This window comes from Cupriavidus sp. MPR-AND1C, from assembly GCF_058809705.1.
This window is the reverse complement of the sequence record NZ_JBXASU010000011.1, coordinates 83,122-97,740: the sequence shown is the minus strand read 5'-3', so window position 1 is coordinate 97,740 and position 14,619 is coordinate 83,122. Positions and strand designations below refer to the sequence as shown.

Sequence of the window (14,619 nt, the reverse complement as noted above, 5' to 3'; positions counted from 1 at the left end):
TCAGCATGAAACCCGTCCATACCTTCAAGCTTGCATGCCTGGCCGCCTGTTGCCTGGCGGTGCCCGCCGGCAGCGCGCTGGCCCAGGCCTACCCCACGCACCCGATCCAGATGGTGATCCCCTTCCCGCCCGGCGGCGCGACCGATGTGATCGGCCGGCTGCTGGCCAAGAAGCTCGGCGACCACCTGGGCCAGACCGTGGTGATCGACAACCGGCCGGGCGCCGGCACCATCGTGGGCGCCGGCCTGGTGGCCAAGGCCGCGCCGGATGGCTACACGCTGCTGGTCAGCTCGGGCACCACATTCACGGTCAATCCGGCCATCCATCCCAAGCTGCCTTATGACCCGCTCAAGAGCTTCGAGCCGATCGGGCTGACCGGGCGCACCGGCCTGATCCTGCTGGCCAACCGCGATGTGCCGGTCAACAACCTCAAGCAGCTCGCCGCGGCGGTGAAGGCATCCCCCGGAAAATTCTCCTACGGCTCGTTCGGCACGGGTACCACCGCGCAGTTCGCCGGCGAAATGCTGCTGAACGATCTTGGCATCAAGATGCTGCACGTGCCCTACCGCGGCAGCTCGCCGGCCATGACCGACCTGATCGGCGGCCAGATCCCATTCTCGGTGGATACCGTCTCGGCCGCCGTGCCGCAGATCCGCGCCGGCAAGGTCAAGGCCATTGCGGTCACCACTGCCAAGCGCTCATCCCTGCTGCCCGACGTGCCCACCGTGGCGGAAAGCGGATACCCGGGTACCGATATGGATACCTGGCTGGCGGTGGTGGCGCCGCGCGGCCTGGCGCCCGAGGTGAAGGCGAAGCTGGAAAAGGCGCTGGCCGCGACCATGGCCGACCCGGACACGCGCAAGAAGCTGCTGGACAATGGCTTCGAGCCGTCATACGGCACGGGCGCGGAGGTGACCGCGCTGATCACCAAGGAACTGCCGCGCATGCGCGCCATTGCGCAACGTGCCAACATCACGGCGGACTGAGCGCACGCAAATGGCCCGTGGCGGGCTCGGTTTGACAGCGCCCGCCTCCAGCCCACATCATCGCAAGCACCGCCGCCCCCGAAGCGGCGCCATGCCATCCAGAACGATCCGAGACAGCCCAAGACAGCCCGCCATATGACGCTCCCCGACTCCACTTCCGCCACCCTGCAGCTTGGCGCCTGCGCCATCGTCGGCCAGCCCGCGGCCACCATCGACACGCCGGCGCTGATGCTCGACCTCGATGCCTTTGAGCGCAACCTGGCGCAGATGCAGCAGGCCGCCGACCGCGCGGGCGTGCAACTGCGCCCGCATGCCAAGGCGCACAAATGCCCGGAGATAGCGCTGGCGCAGATCGCGCGCGGCGCGGCCGGCATCTGCTGCCAGAAGGTCAGCGAGGCGCTGCCGTTCGTGCAGGCGGGCGTCAGGGACATCCATATCAGCAACGAGATTGCCGGGGCGGCCAAGGCCGCGCTGCTGGCCCGCCTGGCGCGGCATGCGCGGATGAGCGTTTGCGTGGATGACGCGCGCCAGGTCGCCGCGCTGGCGCAAGCCGCCGCGCAGGCCGGCAGCCACATCGGGGTGTTCGTCGAGATCGACGTGGGCCAGGGACGCTGCGGCGTGGCCGATGCGCCTGCCGCGCTGCGCCTCGTTCAAGCCATCGGCGCGCACCCGCAACTAGCGTTCCGCGGCTTGCAGGCGTATCACGGCGGCATCCAGCATGTGCGCGATTACGCTGCGCGCCGGCAGGCTGCAGCCGATGCCGCGGCGCGTACCGCCACCATCGTCGCCGAACTGGCCGAGGCCGGCGTGGCTTGCGCCACGGTGACGGGCGGCGGCACCGGCAGCGTGGAGTTCGACCTGAAGAGCGGCGTCTATACCGAAATCCAGCCCGGCTCCTATGTCTTCATGGACGCCGACTACGGCCGCAACGACTACGGCGGCGCGCTGCGTTTCGAGCACAGCCTGTTTATCGCCACCACCGTGATGAGCGTGGCGGCGGCAACGCGGCCCTCGCCGCGCGTCGTGCTGGACGCGGGCCTGAAATCGATGGCGGTGGATTCTGGCCTGCCGCTGGTGTGGGGCGCCAATGGCCAGGACCACGCGCTGGCCTATGTGGCAGCCAACGACGAGCACGGCATCGTCGAGCCCGTGCCCGGCACCAGCGCGGCGGGCCTGCCGGGCCTCGGCAGCCAGGTGCTGCTGGTGCCAGGCCATTGCGACCCCACCCTCAACCTGTACGATGAGATCGTTGGCGTGCGCGGGCAAGCCGTGGACTCGTTGTGGCCGGTGTCGGCGCGCGGGCTGAGCCGCTAGCGCGATCCGGATGCAACGCCGCCGCACCTGCCATGCCGGCGCGGCGCTTTCCCCCTACCTGCCAGAGAATTCACCATGACCCAGACCGATAGCCTGCTTGCTCAATCCGCCGTGGCGCTGCGCCGCCTGATCGGCAGCAAGGAAATCTCGCCGGTTGAACTGCTTGAGGCGTGCATCGCCCGCATTGAGGCGGTCAACCCCTTTATCAACGCCATCACCGCCACCTGCTACGAGCGCGCCCGCGAAGAAGCCCGCGCGGCCGAGCGCGCCGTGCTCGACGGCGCGCCGCTGGGCCTGCTGCACGGCCTGCCGCTGGGCGTGAAGGACCTGGAGGCCACGGCCGGACTGCTCACCACCTATGGCTCGCCGCTGTACCGCGACAACGTGCCCAGCGCCGACAACGTGCTGGTGGCCCGGCTGCGCGCGGCCGGCGCCATCGTCACCGGCAAGACCAACATCCCGGAGATGGGCGCGGGCGCCAATTCGCGCAACGCGGTGTGGGGCGCCACCGGCAACCCCTTCAACCCCAACCTGAATGCGGGGGGATCCTCGGGCGGCTCCGCTGCCGCGCTGGCGACCGACATGCTGCCGGTCTGCACCGGCTCGGACACCGGCGGCTCACTGCGCATCCCCGCGGCCAAATGCGGCGTGGTGGGCTTCCGCCCGTCGCCTGGCGTGGTGCCGAGCTCGCGCAAGCTGCTGGGCTGGACGCCCATCTCCGTAGTCGGCCCGATGGGCCGCACCGTGGCCGATGCCTGCCTGCAGCTGGCGGCCTCGGCCGGCGTTTCGGCCAGCGACCCGCTCACCTATGCGCTCGACCCGATGTCGTTCCTGCTGCCCGCCAATGTCGACCTGGGCTCGCTGCGGGTGGGCTGGACCGAGGATTTCGGCGTGTGCGCGGTCGACAACCAGATCCGGCAGGTCTTTCGCGACAAGATCGCCGCCATGCGGCACCTGTTCCGCAGTTGCGACGAGATCCAGTTCGACCTGGGCGACGCGCACCGCTGCTTCGACGTGCTGCGCGCCGAGAGCTTTGTCGCCGGCACGCGCGAGGCCTATCAGCGCGATCCGCAGAGCCTGGGCCCAAACACGCGCGCCAACTATGAGATGGGCGCGGCGATGTCGCTGAGCGACAGCGCCTGGGCGCAAGCCGAGCAGACGCGCATCCTGGGCCGCTTCCAGGCCGCCTTTGAAGACTACGACGTGATCCTGTCGCCAACCACGCCGGTGTCGCCGTTCCCGTGGACCAACCTCTACGCCGAGACCATCAACGGCGAAAAGCAGGAGAACTACTACCGCTGGCTGGCCCCTACCTATGTGGTCACGCTCACCACCCACCCCGCCATCAGCCTGCCCTGCGGCCTGGACCATGCCGGCATGCCGTTCGGGCTGCAGGTGGTGGGCCGCTTCCGCGCCGATCACCATACGCTGGGCGTGGCGCATGCCATGGAGCAAGCCTTTGCAGGGTCGGCGGCACTGCGCCGTCCGCTGCCGCGGCTGGACCAGTTGCGCGCGGCGCAGCCCGGGCTGAAGTCGATCGTCACCGCGCCGCCGGTGCTGGATGGCTCGTCGGGCGGTGCCGCTTCCGTATCGGCCGTCTAGCAGGCCGTCTAGCAGGCTGTTGAATTCGGCCCCGAGTAAACGGGGATCTGGCGCCAGACGTTACGGATATCGTGTTCATCAACTCCGGCGGCTGACGCCGCCGGGCGTGCCGGTGACGATGACATCGCCGGGAGACAGCCTGACGAAGCTAAGCCGGCGATGTAGGAACGCATCGCTCGTGCAATGCGCGCTCACGCTGGCCGGACCAACATGCAGATAGCCGTCGCGATTGCTACCACCTGGCCGTCCTGCCGCAGTTCCCCTACCACGTTGCAGACGTTGCGACCGCGCCGCTCCAGGCGCGCCCGCCCTAGCAGCGGGCCGGCCTGCGCCGGCCTCAGGAAGGAGAGATTCAGGTTCAGCGTGGTGCAGAACTCGCCGTCGGCCAGCGTCGCGGTGACCAGCATCGCGGTCACGTCGTCCAGCATGGCGCCCAGCATGCCGCCCTGCACCTGACCGGCCGGATTGAGGAATGCGCGGGTGGCAATGTAGTCGGATTCCAGCGTGCCCGCCTCCAGGTCGGCGACGCGGACTACGCCTCCAAGCAGTCCGGCGACAGCCGGCGCGGATGCTAGCCCGCGCTGCATGCGCGTGAAATAGTTGCTGTCGCTCATCGTGTGCGTTCCAAATCAACGGCCGGCGAAGCGCGCAACACGCTTATCCCGCCATGCCAGTGCGCCTTCGCGCAGGTCGTCGGAAGCATCGGCCACAGCGATATCTTGTGCCAGCTCAGCGGTATCGAGTTCGCCACGCGCGATGCGGTTCAGGTGTTTCTTCATGCCAAGCAGCGCCAGCGGTGCCATACCGACCAGGTTTTCGCTCGCCTGGGCCGCAAGCGCATGCAGCGCCTGCTGGCTGTCCTCCAGCCGGTCCAGGTACCCGCAAGCCAGCATCGCCGCCGCATCGAACTTGTCGGCCATCAGCAGGATGCGCTTGGCCGTGGCCAGGCCCAGCCGCGTGACATAGCGCTCCAGGCCGCCGCGGTAGAACAGCAGGCCCAGCCGCGCGGCCGGGACGGACATCTCGGCGCCGGCGGCGCCGAACCGGAAGTCGCACGCCAGCGCCAGGTCAGTGGCGCCGCCGTACACGCCGCCGTGCAGCACGGCAATGGTGACTGGCCGCACCTGCTCCAGCGCGTTGGCAAGTGCTTCGAAGCGGGCACCGACATCGGCCCCGCCGAGGCGGCCGACATTGAAGCCGCTGCAGAAGTGCCGGCCCTGCCCTTCGATACGCAGCACCCGGGCCCGGGTGTCAGCGTTCACCGCCTCCAGGTACTCGCGCAGCAAGTCGAGGTCTTCGGGTTCGAGGCGGTTGGCGACGTCGGGCCGGCGCAGCGTAATCACGGCGACATGCCCGTCGACTACCAGTTCGGGCGGCTGTCCTTGCGGGGTCTCGGTCATGGAATCCGGCTCCGCTCAGTGAAAGCCGTAAATCCGCATGGTGGCCTCGCCCGCCCCCACCCGCTTGAGAATGGCGGCTTCAGTGGCCTCGCGGTCCTGGGCCTTGTCTACGACCTCCCCGGCGCGGGCGCGCGACACCACAACTACACCGTCCCGGTCCCCCACGACCAGGTCGCCGGCTTCCACGCGGGCGCCGCCGATCAGCACCGGCGCATTAAGCCAGCCGATCGCGCCATAGTCCTTGCCCGTGCCGCGGATACACAGGCCGCGTGCGAACACCGGGAAGCCGATTTCCTCCAGCAACACGCCATCACGCACACATCCGTCGATGACCAGCCCACCAAGCTGCTTCACCTTCGCTGCGGTGGTCATGATCTCGCCCCAGTAGCCGTGCTCGTAGGCGCCGCTCACGTGCACCACCAGCACGTCGCCGGGTTGGGCGATATCGAGGGCGCGGTGCAGCCATAGGTTGTCGCCGCCGGGCGAATGGACGGTCAGTGCCGGGCCGCAGATACGGAAACCCGGCGCCACGGGTTTGATGGCCGGCGGGATCACCCCGATCTTGCCACCGGCCTCGTGCAGCGTCGCAGTGGGCAGCGCCCGCGCGGCTTCGACAACTTTGGGGCTGACCCGCACGAATTCACGAATCGTGGTGCTGGCTGCGTCGTGTTCCGCCATGATCAGGCTCCCTTGGTCTGCAACTGGTGGTAACGAAACTGGTGACGCGCCTCGTCCAGGCGCATGCCGCCGCGCACGGCTTCGCGGATAGCGATTTCCGCGTGCTCGATCTGCTCGGCGGTGTCTAGCACCGCCGCCTCGTGTTCACGCGGGATGACCACCACGCCATCGGCATCGCCACGCAGGATGTCGCCCGGCTGCACGCGCGCATCGCCAATATTGACCACTACGTTGGTGGCCTCCACCTGGACCCGGTCCTTGCCCGTGCGCATCCAGTGGTCCTTGCTGAACACTGGGTAGCCTAGCTGGCGGCACAGGGCGACATCTCGGCACACGCCGTCGATGACGGTGCCGGCAATGCCGCGGCGGTGTGCGATTTCCGTGAGGATGTCGCCCCAGACCGTGGCGTTGTCGCGCCCACCGTTATCAAGCACCAGGACGCTGCCCGGCGGCACGTCGTCGATGTAATCGCCCACGGTGCCGGGCGGATTGGATGCCGGGCCGTACAGCAGCGTGTAGGCACGGCCCGCCGTGGCGAAACCATCGCCGCGTGCCTTGATGCGGTAGCACTGGCCGGCGATGCCGTGCTTGTCCAGCGCGTCGCTCAGCGTGGCCGTGTCCAGCTTGCCGGCGCGTGCGACATTGATGTCCTGTTGGTCGCTCATGTCTTCTAACCTTTCAGCATGTGTTCGTAGTTGCCACCCATGACTTCCCCGATGGGCGTGCCGGCCAGGATGGCTTTCGCCATCACAGCCTCCTTGCGCACGATGGCTTCGGCCGTCTCCAGCACGCGCACAATGTCGCGCGCGGCAATGAAGATCACGGCACTGCGGTCCGCCACCACGTAGTCGCCGCCTTGCACCGTCGCGTTGCCGACCTGCACCGCGACATTGGTGCCCTGCTCCACCACGCGGCTGCGCGCGGTAAAGGCGGTCAGCGCGCGGCTAAAGACGGGAAATTCGAAATCGATGGCTTCGTCGATATCGCGCACGGGGCCATCCGCCACGATGCCGGCAACGCCGCGCACTTTGGCCCCCAGCGACAGCAGCCCGCCCCAGCTGCCGGCCTCCACGCCGGTGCGCTGCTCGACGACGATGATGTTCTCTGGGCCTGCCTGCTCGATGGCCGTGCAGCCGAGATGGCGGGCCGGCCCGGGCGGCGGCGCGCCAGTGCCCAGCTTGACGGTGATGGCCCGTCCGGCAATGCGTCCGGCGCCGGAGCGCTGCTGCAGGCCGGTCACGGTGCCCGGCAGTTGTAGCTTGTCGAGCGCGTCTGACACCGCGCAGCAGTCGAGCCGGCGCAGGCGTTGTACGTAGGATTCGGATTCACTCATGGTCGTTGGTATGGTCAGGTTTGGCACTGCAGTCCAGGGTCCGCCAGGCCGCAAAGCACAGCCCGGTGCCGGTCAGTGCAGGTGTGCGATAACCCGGCACATAGGAAACCCATTCGAGATCGAGGTCGCGCACCGCCTCCACGGCGATCAGCCAGTTGCGGATTTCCGAGCTGCCCGCCTGCAGCTGACGCGGATCCAGCGACGCCAGGAACGTGGTGTCCTTCCTGCGGATGGCCTCGATGATGGCGGTATCCAGCTCGGCGTCCACCACGAAGTGGCTCAGCCCCCCGGAGGCCAGAACACCCACGCGCAGATCTTCGGGATAGGCCGCAATCAGCTGGCGCAGCGCAGCGCCCAGCTGGATGCAGCGGCGCGGCGTGGGCTGGTTGGGCGGATCGAAGGTGTTGACGATGACTGGCACCACAGGCAGGTCCAAGCCCTGCAGGTAGCGCCTGTGGATAAACGAGAACGCATGGCCTTCGAACTGGCCGCGCTCCAGCCCGTCCATGGCGGCGATGTCGAAATCGCGGTCGCACAGCTCGCGGATCAGCCAGCGGCCCATGGCGGCGTTGACCGGGTAGTCGCGGTCGGCATCGGGCTCCTGGCGGGCCATGCGGGCCTTCTTGTACCAGCCGTCGGACGGACTCACGTCGCGCTTTGCATTGCGGATGGTCTCGCCGTAGTAAATGGCGAAGGCGGGGTTGTTGGTGGTGCGGAACAGCTCGGTCTGGTCATCTCCCACCACCAGCAGCACATCGAGCCGGGCGGCACGGATGCGCTCGCGCAGCTCGTCCATGGCCGCTTCGGCCTGGTCGTAGCGCTCGCCCATGCGCTCGGCGGTCACCATTGCCTCGGCATCTGGCGGAGCTACGGCCAGCAGCGCCTCGTAGGTGGTCGGGTTGCCGGCCCGGTCGAAATAGTGCGGATTCTTCGGGTCGACCTGGCGAAAGCCGTGTTGCCAGTCTTCACGCTGGCAAACCAGCATGATGCTGTGGGAAGAGCCGAAAGCGGCGACGAGTCTTGCCATGGGTATGTCCTTGTCAAACGACGTATGCGGCGCGCAGCTCGGCGACTTGGGCTGCGCTGTAACCCAACTCGCTCAGGATGTCGCTGGTGTCGGCACCCTGCTCCGGGGCGGCCCGCGGCGGCTGCTCGCGGGGATAGCGAGACAATCGCATTGGCTGGCCCACCAGCGCCACCTCACCCAGTTCGGCGTGGCGCATCGGCCAGGCCACGCCAAGGTGCTGCACTTGCGGGTCGGCGAACACCTGGTCGACACGGTGGATGGGGCCGCACGGCACCCCGGCCTTGAGCAGCCGTTCGGTCCACTCCGCCGTGGTGCGCGCGCTCAGCGCGGGTTGGATCGCCGCGTTGACTTTGTCGCGGTTCTGCACGCGCTCCGGATCGGAACCCATGCCGGGTTCCTCGATCAGGTGCGGCACCTCCAGTGCCTCGCACAACCGCGTCCACATCGTCTGCCCGATCGCTGCGATATTGAGGTAGCCGTCCTTGGTGGCGAACACGCCGGTCGGCACGGTCAGGGGATGTTCGTTGCCGCTTTGCACCGGGACCTTCTTGTCGATCAGCCATTGCGCGGCCTGGAAGTCGAGCATCGCAATCTGCGCTTCCAGCAACGAGGTCTGCACCCACTGGCCCTCTCCGGATGCTTCGCGCTCCAGCAGTGCCGCGAGGATCCCCATTGCACAGAAGTGCCCCGCGCACAGATCGGCAATCGGTATGCCAACCCGCATCGGTCCCTCCCCTGGCTTGCCGGTCACGCTCATCAGGCCACCCATGCCCTGGGCAATCGAATCGAAGCCCGGCCAGCCTGCATAGGGACCATCCTGCCCAAAGCCGGAGATGCTGGCATAGACCAGGCGCGGGTTGATCACGCGCAACGCCTCGGGGCCGATTCCCAGGCGGTCCTTGACGTCGGGACGGAAGTTTTCGATGAACACATCCGCGCGCCGGACCAGTTCGTGCAGGATCTTGAGCCCCTCTGGCGACTTCATGTTGAGGGTCAGGCTTTCCTTGTTGCGGTGCAAGTTTTCGTAGTCGGCACGGTTGTGATCGCGCCCGCCGATCATGTCGTCGCCACCTGGCGCGCCGGGCGGGATCTCGAGCTTGATCACGCGCGCGCCCATGTCCGCGAACAGCCGCACGGCGGTCGGGCCGGCACGCACACGCGAGGCGTCGATAACGGTGAAGCGGGACAACGCACCTTTGCGCTCGGACTTGTCCTGCGTGGATTTCTCTGTCATGGACGCTCCTCTCAGGCAGGGGTGAACATGGGAACGGCGTGTCCGCCTTCGCTTGGCTTGAACACCACCTTGACGCGCTGGCCGATGGTGACAAGCGCGGGATCGCAATCGACCAGGTTGCTCATCAGCGTGACGCCTTCATCCAGGGTCACGAAGGCCAGCGTATAGGCTGCTTCGCCGCGGCCCATGGTGCTGAACGAATACACCGTGCCGGTGCCGGCCGCGCCGGACCATTCGGTCCGGTCGCTCAGGCAGTGGGGGCAGATGTCCCGCGGGTAGAAATGCGTCTCGCCACAGTCAGCGCAAGTCTTGACCAGCAAACGGCCTTCGTCGGCCGCGTGCCAGAACGGCAGGCTCTCGGGCAGCGCGCGCGGCGCCGGAATCTTGCGCGGGCCGGATGGTGCGACGGGCGCGGCAGCGGACTTGGGAGCCGGCGTGGCCTGGGATGTGTTCATCGTCTTCATACCCTTTCCAGAATGAGCGTCGCAGCGGTATGGCGCGAGGCAAGCGCACCGCCAATGCCACTGGCAAGCGCCAGGTCGCAGTGCTTCACCTGCACGGCGGGATGCGCCTCGCCGCGCAATTGCCGCACCGCTTCGATTACCTTGGTGACGCCGCCCCGGTTGGCCGGGTGGTTGTTACACAGTCCGCCGCCGTCCGTATTGAAGGGAAGCCGCCCCACGCCGGAAATCAGTCCGCCATCCGCGACAAACTTGCCGCCCTCGCCCTTCTTGCAAAAGCCCAGATCTTCAAGCTGCATCAGCACCGTGATGGTGAAACTGTCGTAAAGAGAGGCGTACTTGATATCGGCGGGTGTGACGCCGGCTTCGGCAAAGGCAGCGGGGCCCGACCAGGCTGCGGCCGACCATGTCAGGTCGATCTTGCCGCCCATCGCATGCTTGGGCGCCTCGCCAGTGCCGCGCACCTTGACCAGCGGGCGCTTGAGCTGCTTTGCGATCTCGGGCCGCGCCACGATCAAGGCACCGCCGCCATCGCTCATCACACAGCAATCGAGCCGGTGCAGCGGGTCCGAGACCATCGGCGAGTTCACGACGTCTTCCACCGTCACCACGTTGCGCAACATGGCGTGCGGGTTGTGCTGGGCATGGTGGGACGCCGCCACCTTGATCCACGCCAATTGCTCGCTGGTGGTACCGAACTCGTACATATGGCGCTTGGCGACCATGCCATAGAGGTTCTGCGTGGCCGGGCCGAAGGGCAGCTCGAAGGCAAGCTCCGGCGCGTCGGGATCGGGCGCTTTCAACGACAACGCGGCACCGGCGGCGCGCGGCCGGCCGGCCAGCGTAATCAGCGCCACATTGCAGCGGCCAGCGGCGATGGCTTGCGCCGCGTGCGCAACATGCAGGATGGGCGCCGAGCCGCCACACTCCGTCGAATCAACGTGCCGCACCTTGAGCCCCAGGTACTCGACCATGGTCGTGGTGCCAAGGCCCGGCGCGTCGCCAGCGCAGAAATAGCCATCGATGTCGCCCTTGCTCAGGCCGGCGTCTTCCAGCGCACCCTTGGCGACGTCCGCATGCAGCCGTACAACCGACAGGTCATCCGCCTTGCGGGTGGGATGCTCGTAGGCCCCCACGATATAAGCGCTTCCGTTCAGACTCATGGCGTTCTTCTAGTTTCGGTGAGATGGCAGCCGCGGGATGCGTTCACTGCTCGGGGGTGAAGCCGCTGGCCTTGATCACGGGCCCCCAGTAGGCCAGTTCCTTGCGCTGGAGCCGGTCGAGCTCGGCGGCCGGGCGGAAATCCGCGTTCAAGGAGGTTTTGTGCAGGATGCCGCGGACCTCGGGCATGGCCAGCACCTGTTTAAGGGCGTCCTGCATGCGCTCGATCTCGGCCTTGGGCGTTTTGCCTGGTGCCCACACGCCGGCCCAGGCGTCGCCTGACGCAACTTTGACGCCCTGCTCCATGACAGTCGGCACATCCGGCATCACGGGTGAGCGCTTGTCGCCGAACACGCCGATCACCCTGACCTGGCCGCTGCTCTGGTGCTGTGCGATATCGCCCGCGGTCATCACCGCAGCCGGCAGTTGGCCACCAAGCAGGTCCGTGGCCAAGGGCCCGTTGCCGCGATACGGCACGACGTTGAGTTGCACGCCGGCCGCCTTGCCGAACTGCAATCCGGTGAAGTGGGTCTGGCCACCGAGCCCCGCGGTGCCGAACACGCCCTCCTTCGGATGGCTCTTGACCCAATCCACGTACTCCTTGACATTGGTGGCGCCGGTTCGGGTGCTGACAGCCAGCGCTAACGGATAGGACACCACCACTGCCACCGGCGCCAGGTCTTTGAGCAGGTCGTACCGGAGCACCGACGGTGGATAGAGCAGGCTCGGGAAGATACTGGTCGCGTTGGGTGCGACCATATACGTGAGCCCGTCCGGCGCACTGTTTTTCAGCGCCTCCGTGGCCATCCGGCCACCGGCGCCTGGCCTGTTCTCGACGATCACCGTCTGGCCCAGCACACTGTGCAGTTTGTCGGCGAGCACCCGTGCCACGGTGTCGGTCGAGCCGCCGGGAGCGAAGCCCACCAACAGGCGAATGGGAAGCTTGCTCTGGGCCTGGGCACCAAACGCCAGTCCCAGGGCCGCCACGCAGAACGTAGTCTTGATGGATCGGATGAATGCCATGTCTTGTCTCCTATCTGTCGCTGTCTTATGAAACGCTCGGCTCTATGGCCGTTGCGCAAACCTTTGCAGATGATGCGACGCGTCGCCGAAGAGCTGATTGATGACCAGCAGCCGCTTGGCGTAGTGGCCAACGCGGCATTCGTCGGTCATGCCCATCGCACCGTGCAACTGGATCGCCCATTGGCTCACCTGGCGCCCGGCCTGGCCGACCACCACCTTGGCGGCCGACACCAGCCGGCGCCGCTGCACGGGCTCGCCGGCATCCACTGCCATGGCGGCGGCACAGGCCATCGATTTGCTCTGTTCGAGCGCGATCAGCATGTCGGCCACGCGGTGCTGGAGCACCTGGAACCTGGCCAGCGTCGTGCCGAACTGCTTGCGCGTCTTCAGGTGCTCGGCAGTGAGATCGATCAGCGCTTCCAGCGCGCCGGCCGCTTCGGCGCACAACACGGCGCTGGCGCGGTCGGTGGCGGCTTCGATCAGCGGCAACGCGCGGCCAGCCTCGCCAAGCATGGCATCGCTGCCGACCTGCACGCCATCCAGCACGACATGGGCGGCCTGGCGCCCATCCAGCGTGGCAAAGCCATGCACCGCTACGCCGGGCGTCTTCGCGTCGACCAGGAATAACGTCAGCCCATCGTCATCGGCCACGTCGCCTGCAGTACGCGCAACCACAATGAATGCATTGGCGTCGCCGCCTTCGAGCACCAGCGTCTTGCGCCCCTCGATGCGCCAGCCATCGGCGCTTGCCTGGGCTCGGGTGCGTACCCGGGACAGGCTATAGCGCGAGTCGGACTCGCTGGCGGCGAGCGCCAGCCGGCACTTGCCCGATGCCACCTCCGGCAGCCATCGGCCGCGCTGCCGCGCCGTCCCCACCTGGTCCAGCAACTGCCCGGCAAGCACCACGCTCGACAGCCAGGCACCGCCGCCGAGGCATCGCCCCAGTTCCTGCGCCACCAGCATCAGTTCAACCGTGCCCTGGCCACTGCCGCCGACTTCGCTGTCGAAAGGCAGGCCCAGCAGGCCGAGTTCGGCCATGCTGGCCCAGCGCTGGGCGCAAAGCGCCGGCGCTTCCGGATTGCCGCGCTGGTGCGCGGGGTATTCGCCATCGCAAAAACGGCGCACCGCGTCTTGCAAGGCGATATGTTCATCGGTATAGGAGAAGTCCATGGTCCGGTTCTGGTTCAGGCCGCGAGAAAGGCCTTGCTGATAAGGTTGCGCTGCACTTCGTTGACGCCGCCATAGATGGACAGCTTGCGCGAATCGAGATAATTCGCCGCCAGCGCCGCCAGCGTGGGCGGACTGGCCGCATCGGCCGCCGTGCTCTGCTCGTAGCCGGCCGCACCCAGCATCGCCGCTTCGTCAAAGGGCACCGCATGCGGCCCCGCCACTTCAACCAGCAGCTCATAGATCGCCTGGCGCAGTTCGGTGCCGCGCACCTTCAACATCGATGCCTCCACGCTTGGCACCCGGCTGCGCTGGTTGTCCCCGAGCAGGCGCAGCGCGGTATATTCCAGCGCCATCAGCTCGATCTCGAACTGCGCGAGACGGCACTGCAGCACCGCGTCGTCGCCCAGCCCCTGCTCATCGGCGAGTGTGCGAGCGCGCGCGAGCTGCTGCTTGCACGACCCGATGCCGGCGATGCCGGTGCGCTCGTGGCCAAGCAGGTATTTGCCGTAGGACCAGCCTTTGTTGATTTCTCCCACCAGGTTCTCGACCGGCACCCGCACATTGTCGAGATAGCACTCGTTGAGGTCGGTGCCGCCTTCCAGCATGCGGATCGGCCTCACTTCCACGCCGGGCGAAGCCATGTCGATCAGGATGAATGAGATGCCCTCTTGCGGCTTGGCTGCATCCGGGTCGGTGCGCACCAGCGCGAACATCATCGAGCACCAGTGCGCGTATGAGGTCCAGACCTTGTGGCCGTTGACGACAAAATGCCTGCCGTCGGGCTCCAGCACCGCCGTGGTACGCACCGCCGCGAGGTCCGAGCCCGCACCCGGCTCCGAGAAGCCCTGGGCCCACCAGGTATTGCTATGGCGAATGTCCGGCAGGTATCTGGCTTTCTGTTCCGGCGTGCCGAATGCAATCAGCACCGGTCCCAGCATCTGGATGCCGCTGGCGATGATGCGCGGCGCGCCGCCGAGCAGCGTCTCCTCATCGAAGATATAGCGCTGCAGGTGACTCCAGCCAGGGCCGCCGTGCTCGACAGGCCAGCCAGGCGTGATCCAGCCGCGCGCCTCGAGAATGCGGAACCAGGTCACATAGTCGGCATGCTCGAGCCGCAGCCCGAGTTCCACCTTGCGCTTGATGTCGGACGGGAGCCGGGCCTTGACGAAGGCGCGCACTTCCTGCCGAAAGGCGTCGTCGGCGGCGGAAAATTCTAGTTGCATGGGATTC

15 protein-coding genes are annotated in these 14,619 nt (G+C 67.2%); 3 read left to right on the top strand and 12 right to left on the bottom strand.

Annotated elements, in window-relative coordinates; all coding sequences use genetic code 11:
- Nucleotides 1–5: 5 nt before the first annotated feature.
- The 3 genes from AC1RWI_RS09380 (at nucleotide 6) to AC1RWI_RS09370 (ending at nucleotide 3,902) form a co-directional block, all read left to right on the top strand.
- Nucleotides 6–986 carry a Bug family tripartite tricarboxylate transporter substrate binding protein gene (locus AC1RWI_RS09380; RefSeq protein WP_043354899.1) on the top strand — a complete coding sequence of 327 codons (981 nt, stop codon included), beginning with the start codon at nucleotides 6–8 and terminating at the stop codon, nucleotides 984–986.
- Between the two features lie 135 nt (nucleotides 987–1,121).
- The gene (locus AC1RWI_RS09375) at nucleotides 1,122–2,300 is read left to right on the top strand and encodes a DSD1 family PLP-dependent enzyme (protein ID WP_043354898.1); all 1,179 of its coding nucleotides are present in this window, start codon (nucleotides 1,122–1,124) and stop codon (nucleotides 2,298–2,300) included.
- A gap of 75 nt (nucleotides 2,301–2,375) precedes the next feature.
- Nucleotides 2,376–3,902 (top strand): amidase, encoded by a 1,527-nt coding sequence (locus AC1RWI_RS09370; protein WP_043354896.1) that lies wholly within the window; start codon nucleotides 2,376–2,378, stop codon nucleotides 3,900–3,902.
- A 191-nt stretch (nucleotides 3,903–4,093) separates the two neighbouring features.
- Here the strand turns inward: AC1RWI_RS09370 and AC1RWI_RS09365 are convergent, their stop codons facing one another.
- The 12 genes from AC1RWI_RS09365 to AC1RWI_RS09310 are packed head-to-tail and all read right to left on the bottom strand — an operon-like array spanning nucleotide 4,094 to nucleotide 14,612.
- Complete coding sequence (locus AC1RWI_RS09365) at nucleotides 4,094–4,516, bottom strand: PaaI family thioesterase (protein ID WP_492865883.1); 423 nt, start codon at nucleotides 4,514–4,516, stop codon at nucleotides 4,094–4,096.
- Nucleotides 4,517–4,531: 15 nt separating this feature from the next.
- Nucleotides 4,532–5,302 (bottom strand): enoyl-CoA hydratase/isomerase family protein, encoded by a 771-nt coding sequence (locus AC1RWI_RS09360; protein ID WP_043354892.1) that lies wholly within the window; start codon nucleotides 5,300–5,302, stop codon nucleotides 4,532–4,534.
- Nucleotides 5,303–5,317: 15 nt separating this feature from the next.
- Nucleotides 5,318–5,980: a 4-carboxy-4-hydroxy-2-oxoadipate aldolase/oxaloacetate decarboxylase gene (locus AC1RWI_RS09355; protein ID WP_043354890.1), complete on the bottom strand. Its 663-nt coding sequence runs from the start codon at nucleotides 5,978–5,980 to the stop codon at nucleotides 5,318–5,320.
- 2 nt (nucleotides 5,981–5,982) lie between these two features.
- Nucleotides 5,983–6,645: an RraA family protein gene (locus AC1RWI_RS09350; RefSeq protein ID WP_043354887.1), complete on the bottom strand. Its 663-nt coding sequence runs from the start codon at nucleotides 6,643–6,645 to the stop codon at nucleotides 5,983–5,985.
- Nucleotides 6,646–6,650: 5 nt separating this feature from the next.
- On the bottom strand, nucleotides 6,651–7,313 hold the full coding sequence (locus tag AC1RWI_RS09345) for an RraA family protein (RefSeq protein WP_043354885.1): 663 nt from the start codon (nucleotides 7,311–7,313) through the stop codon (nucleotides 6,651–6,653).
- The gene (locus AC1RWI_RS09340; RefSeq protein WP_052495035.1) at nucleotides 7,306–8,340 is read right to left on the bottom strand and encodes a DODA-type extradiol aromatic ring-opening family dioxygenase; all 1,035 of its coding nucleotides are present in this window, start codon (nucleotides 8,338–8,340) and stop codon (nucleotides 7,306–7,308) included. The genes AC1RWI_RS09345 and AC1RWI_RS09340 overlap by 8 nt, the downstream gene beginning before the upstream one ends.
- Before the next feature lie 13 nt (nucleotides 8,341–8,353).
- Nucleotides 8,354–9,574, bottom strand: coding sequence for a CaiB/BaiF CoA transferase family protein (locus AC1RWI_RS09335; protein ID WP_492865879.1), 1,221 nt, complete (start codon nucleotides 9,572–9,574; stop codon nucleotides 8,354–8,356).
- 11 nt (nucleotides 9,575–9,585) lie between these two features.
- Complete coding sequence (locus AC1RWI_RS09330; protein ID WP_052495269.1) at nucleotides 9,586–10,029, bottom strand: Zn-ribbon domain-containing OB-fold protein; 444 nt, start codon at nucleotides 10,027–10,029, stop codon at nucleotides 9,586–9,588.
- A gap of 5 nt (nucleotides 10,030–10,034) precedes the next feature.
- Nucleotides 10,035–11,198 carry a thiolase family protein gene (locus tag AC1RWI_RS09325; RefSeq protein ID WP_492865877.1) on the bottom strand — a complete coding sequence of 388 codons (1,164 nt, stop codon included), beginning with the start codon at nucleotides 11,196–11,198 and terminating at the stop codon, nucleotides 10,035–10,037.
- Nucleotides 11,199–11,241: 43 nt separating this feature from the next.
- Nucleotides 11,242–12,219 (bottom strand): Bug family tripartite tricarboxylate transporter substrate binding protein, encoded by a 978-nt coding sequence (locus AC1RWI_RS09320; RefSeq protein ID WP_043354880.1) that lies wholly within the window; start codon nucleotides 12,217–12,219, stop codon nucleotides 11,242–11,244.
- A gap of 42 nt (nucleotides 12,220–12,261) precedes the next feature.
- Nucleotides 12,262–13,389 (bottom strand): acyl-CoA dehydrogenase family protein, encoded by a 1,128-nt coding sequence (locus tag AC1RWI_RS09315; RefSeq protein WP_043354878.1) that lies wholly within the window; start codon nucleotides 13,387–13,389, stop codon nucleotides 12,262–12,264.
- 14 nt (nucleotides 13,390–13,403) lie between these two features.
- Nucleotides 13,404–14,612, bottom strand: coding sequence for an acyl-CoA dehydrogenase family protein (locus AC1RWI_RS09310; protein ID WP_043354876.1), 1,209 nt, complete (start codon nucleotides 14,610–14,612; stop codon nucleotides 13,404–13,406).
- Between the last annotated feature and the right edge of the window lie 7 nt (nucleotides 14,613–14,619).

Excerpts from the sequence above, each read along its gene's own strand:
- AC1RWI_RS09310 (WP_043354876.1), bottom strand. The coding sequence starts at position 14,612 with ATGCAACTAGAATTTTCCGCCGCCGACGACGCCTTTCGGCAGGAAGTG.
- AC1RWI_RS09325 (WP_492865877.1), bottom strand. The coding sequence starts at position 11,198 with ATGAGTCTGAACGGAAGCGCTTATATCGTGGGGGCCTACGAGCATCCC.
- AC1RWI_RS09360 (WP_043354892.1), bottom strand. The coding sequence starts at position 5,302 with ATGACCGAGACCCCGCAAGGACAGCCGCCCGAACTGGTAGTCGACGGG.
- AC1RWI_RS09370 (WP_043354896.1), top strand. The coding sequence starts at position 2,376 with ATGACCCAGACCGATAGCCTGCTTGCTCAATCCGCCGTGGCGCTGCGC.
- AC1RWI_RS09330 (WP_052495269.1), bottom strand. The coding sequence starts at position 10,029 with ATGAACACATCCCAGGCCACGCCGGCTCCCAAGTCCGCTGCCGCGCCC.
- AC1RWI_RS09375 (WP_043354898.1), top strand. The coding sequence starts at position 1,122 with ATGACGCTCCCCGACTCCACTTCCGCCACCCTGCAGCTTGGCGCCTGC.
- AC1RWI_RS09315 (WP_043354878.1), bottom strand. The coding sequence starts at position 13,389 with ATGGACTTCTCCTATACCGATGAACATATCGCCTTGCAAGACGCGGTG.
- AC1RWI_RS09380 (WP_043354899.1), top strand. The coding sequence starts at position 6 with ATGAAACCCGTCCATACCTTCAAGCTTGCATGCCTGGCCGCCTGTTGC.
- AC1RWI_RS09355 (WP_043354890.1), bottom strand. The coding sequence starts at position 5,980 with ATGGCGGAACACGACGCAGCCAGCACCACGATTCGTGAATTCGTGCGG.
- AC1RWI_RS09340 (WP_052495035.1), bottom strand. The coding sequence starts at position 8,340 with ATGGCAAGACTCGTCGCCGCTTTCGGCTCTTCCCACAGCATCATGCTG.
- AC1RWI_RS09345 (WP_043354885.1), bottom strand. The coding sequence starts at position 7,313 with ATGAGTGAATCCGAATCCTACGTACAACGCCTGCGCCGGCTCGACTGC.
- AC1RWI_RS09365 (WP_492865883.1), bottom strand. The coding sequence starts at position 4,516 with ATGAGCGACAGCAACTATTTCACGCGCATGCAGCGCGGGCTAGCATCC.
- AC1RWI_RS09350 (WP_043354887.1), bottom strand. The coding sequence starts at position 6,645 with ATGAGCGACCAACAGGACATCAATGTCGCACGCGCCGGCAAGCTGGAC.
- AC1RWI_RS09320 (WP_043354880.1), bottom strand. The coding sequence starts at position 12,219 with ATGGCATTCATCCGATCCATCAAGACTACGTTCTGCGTGGCGGCCCTG.
- AC1RWI_RS09335 (WP_492865879.1), bottom strand. The coding sequence starts at position 9,574 with ATGACAGAGAAATCCACGCAGGACAAGTCCGAGCGCAAAGGTGCGTTG.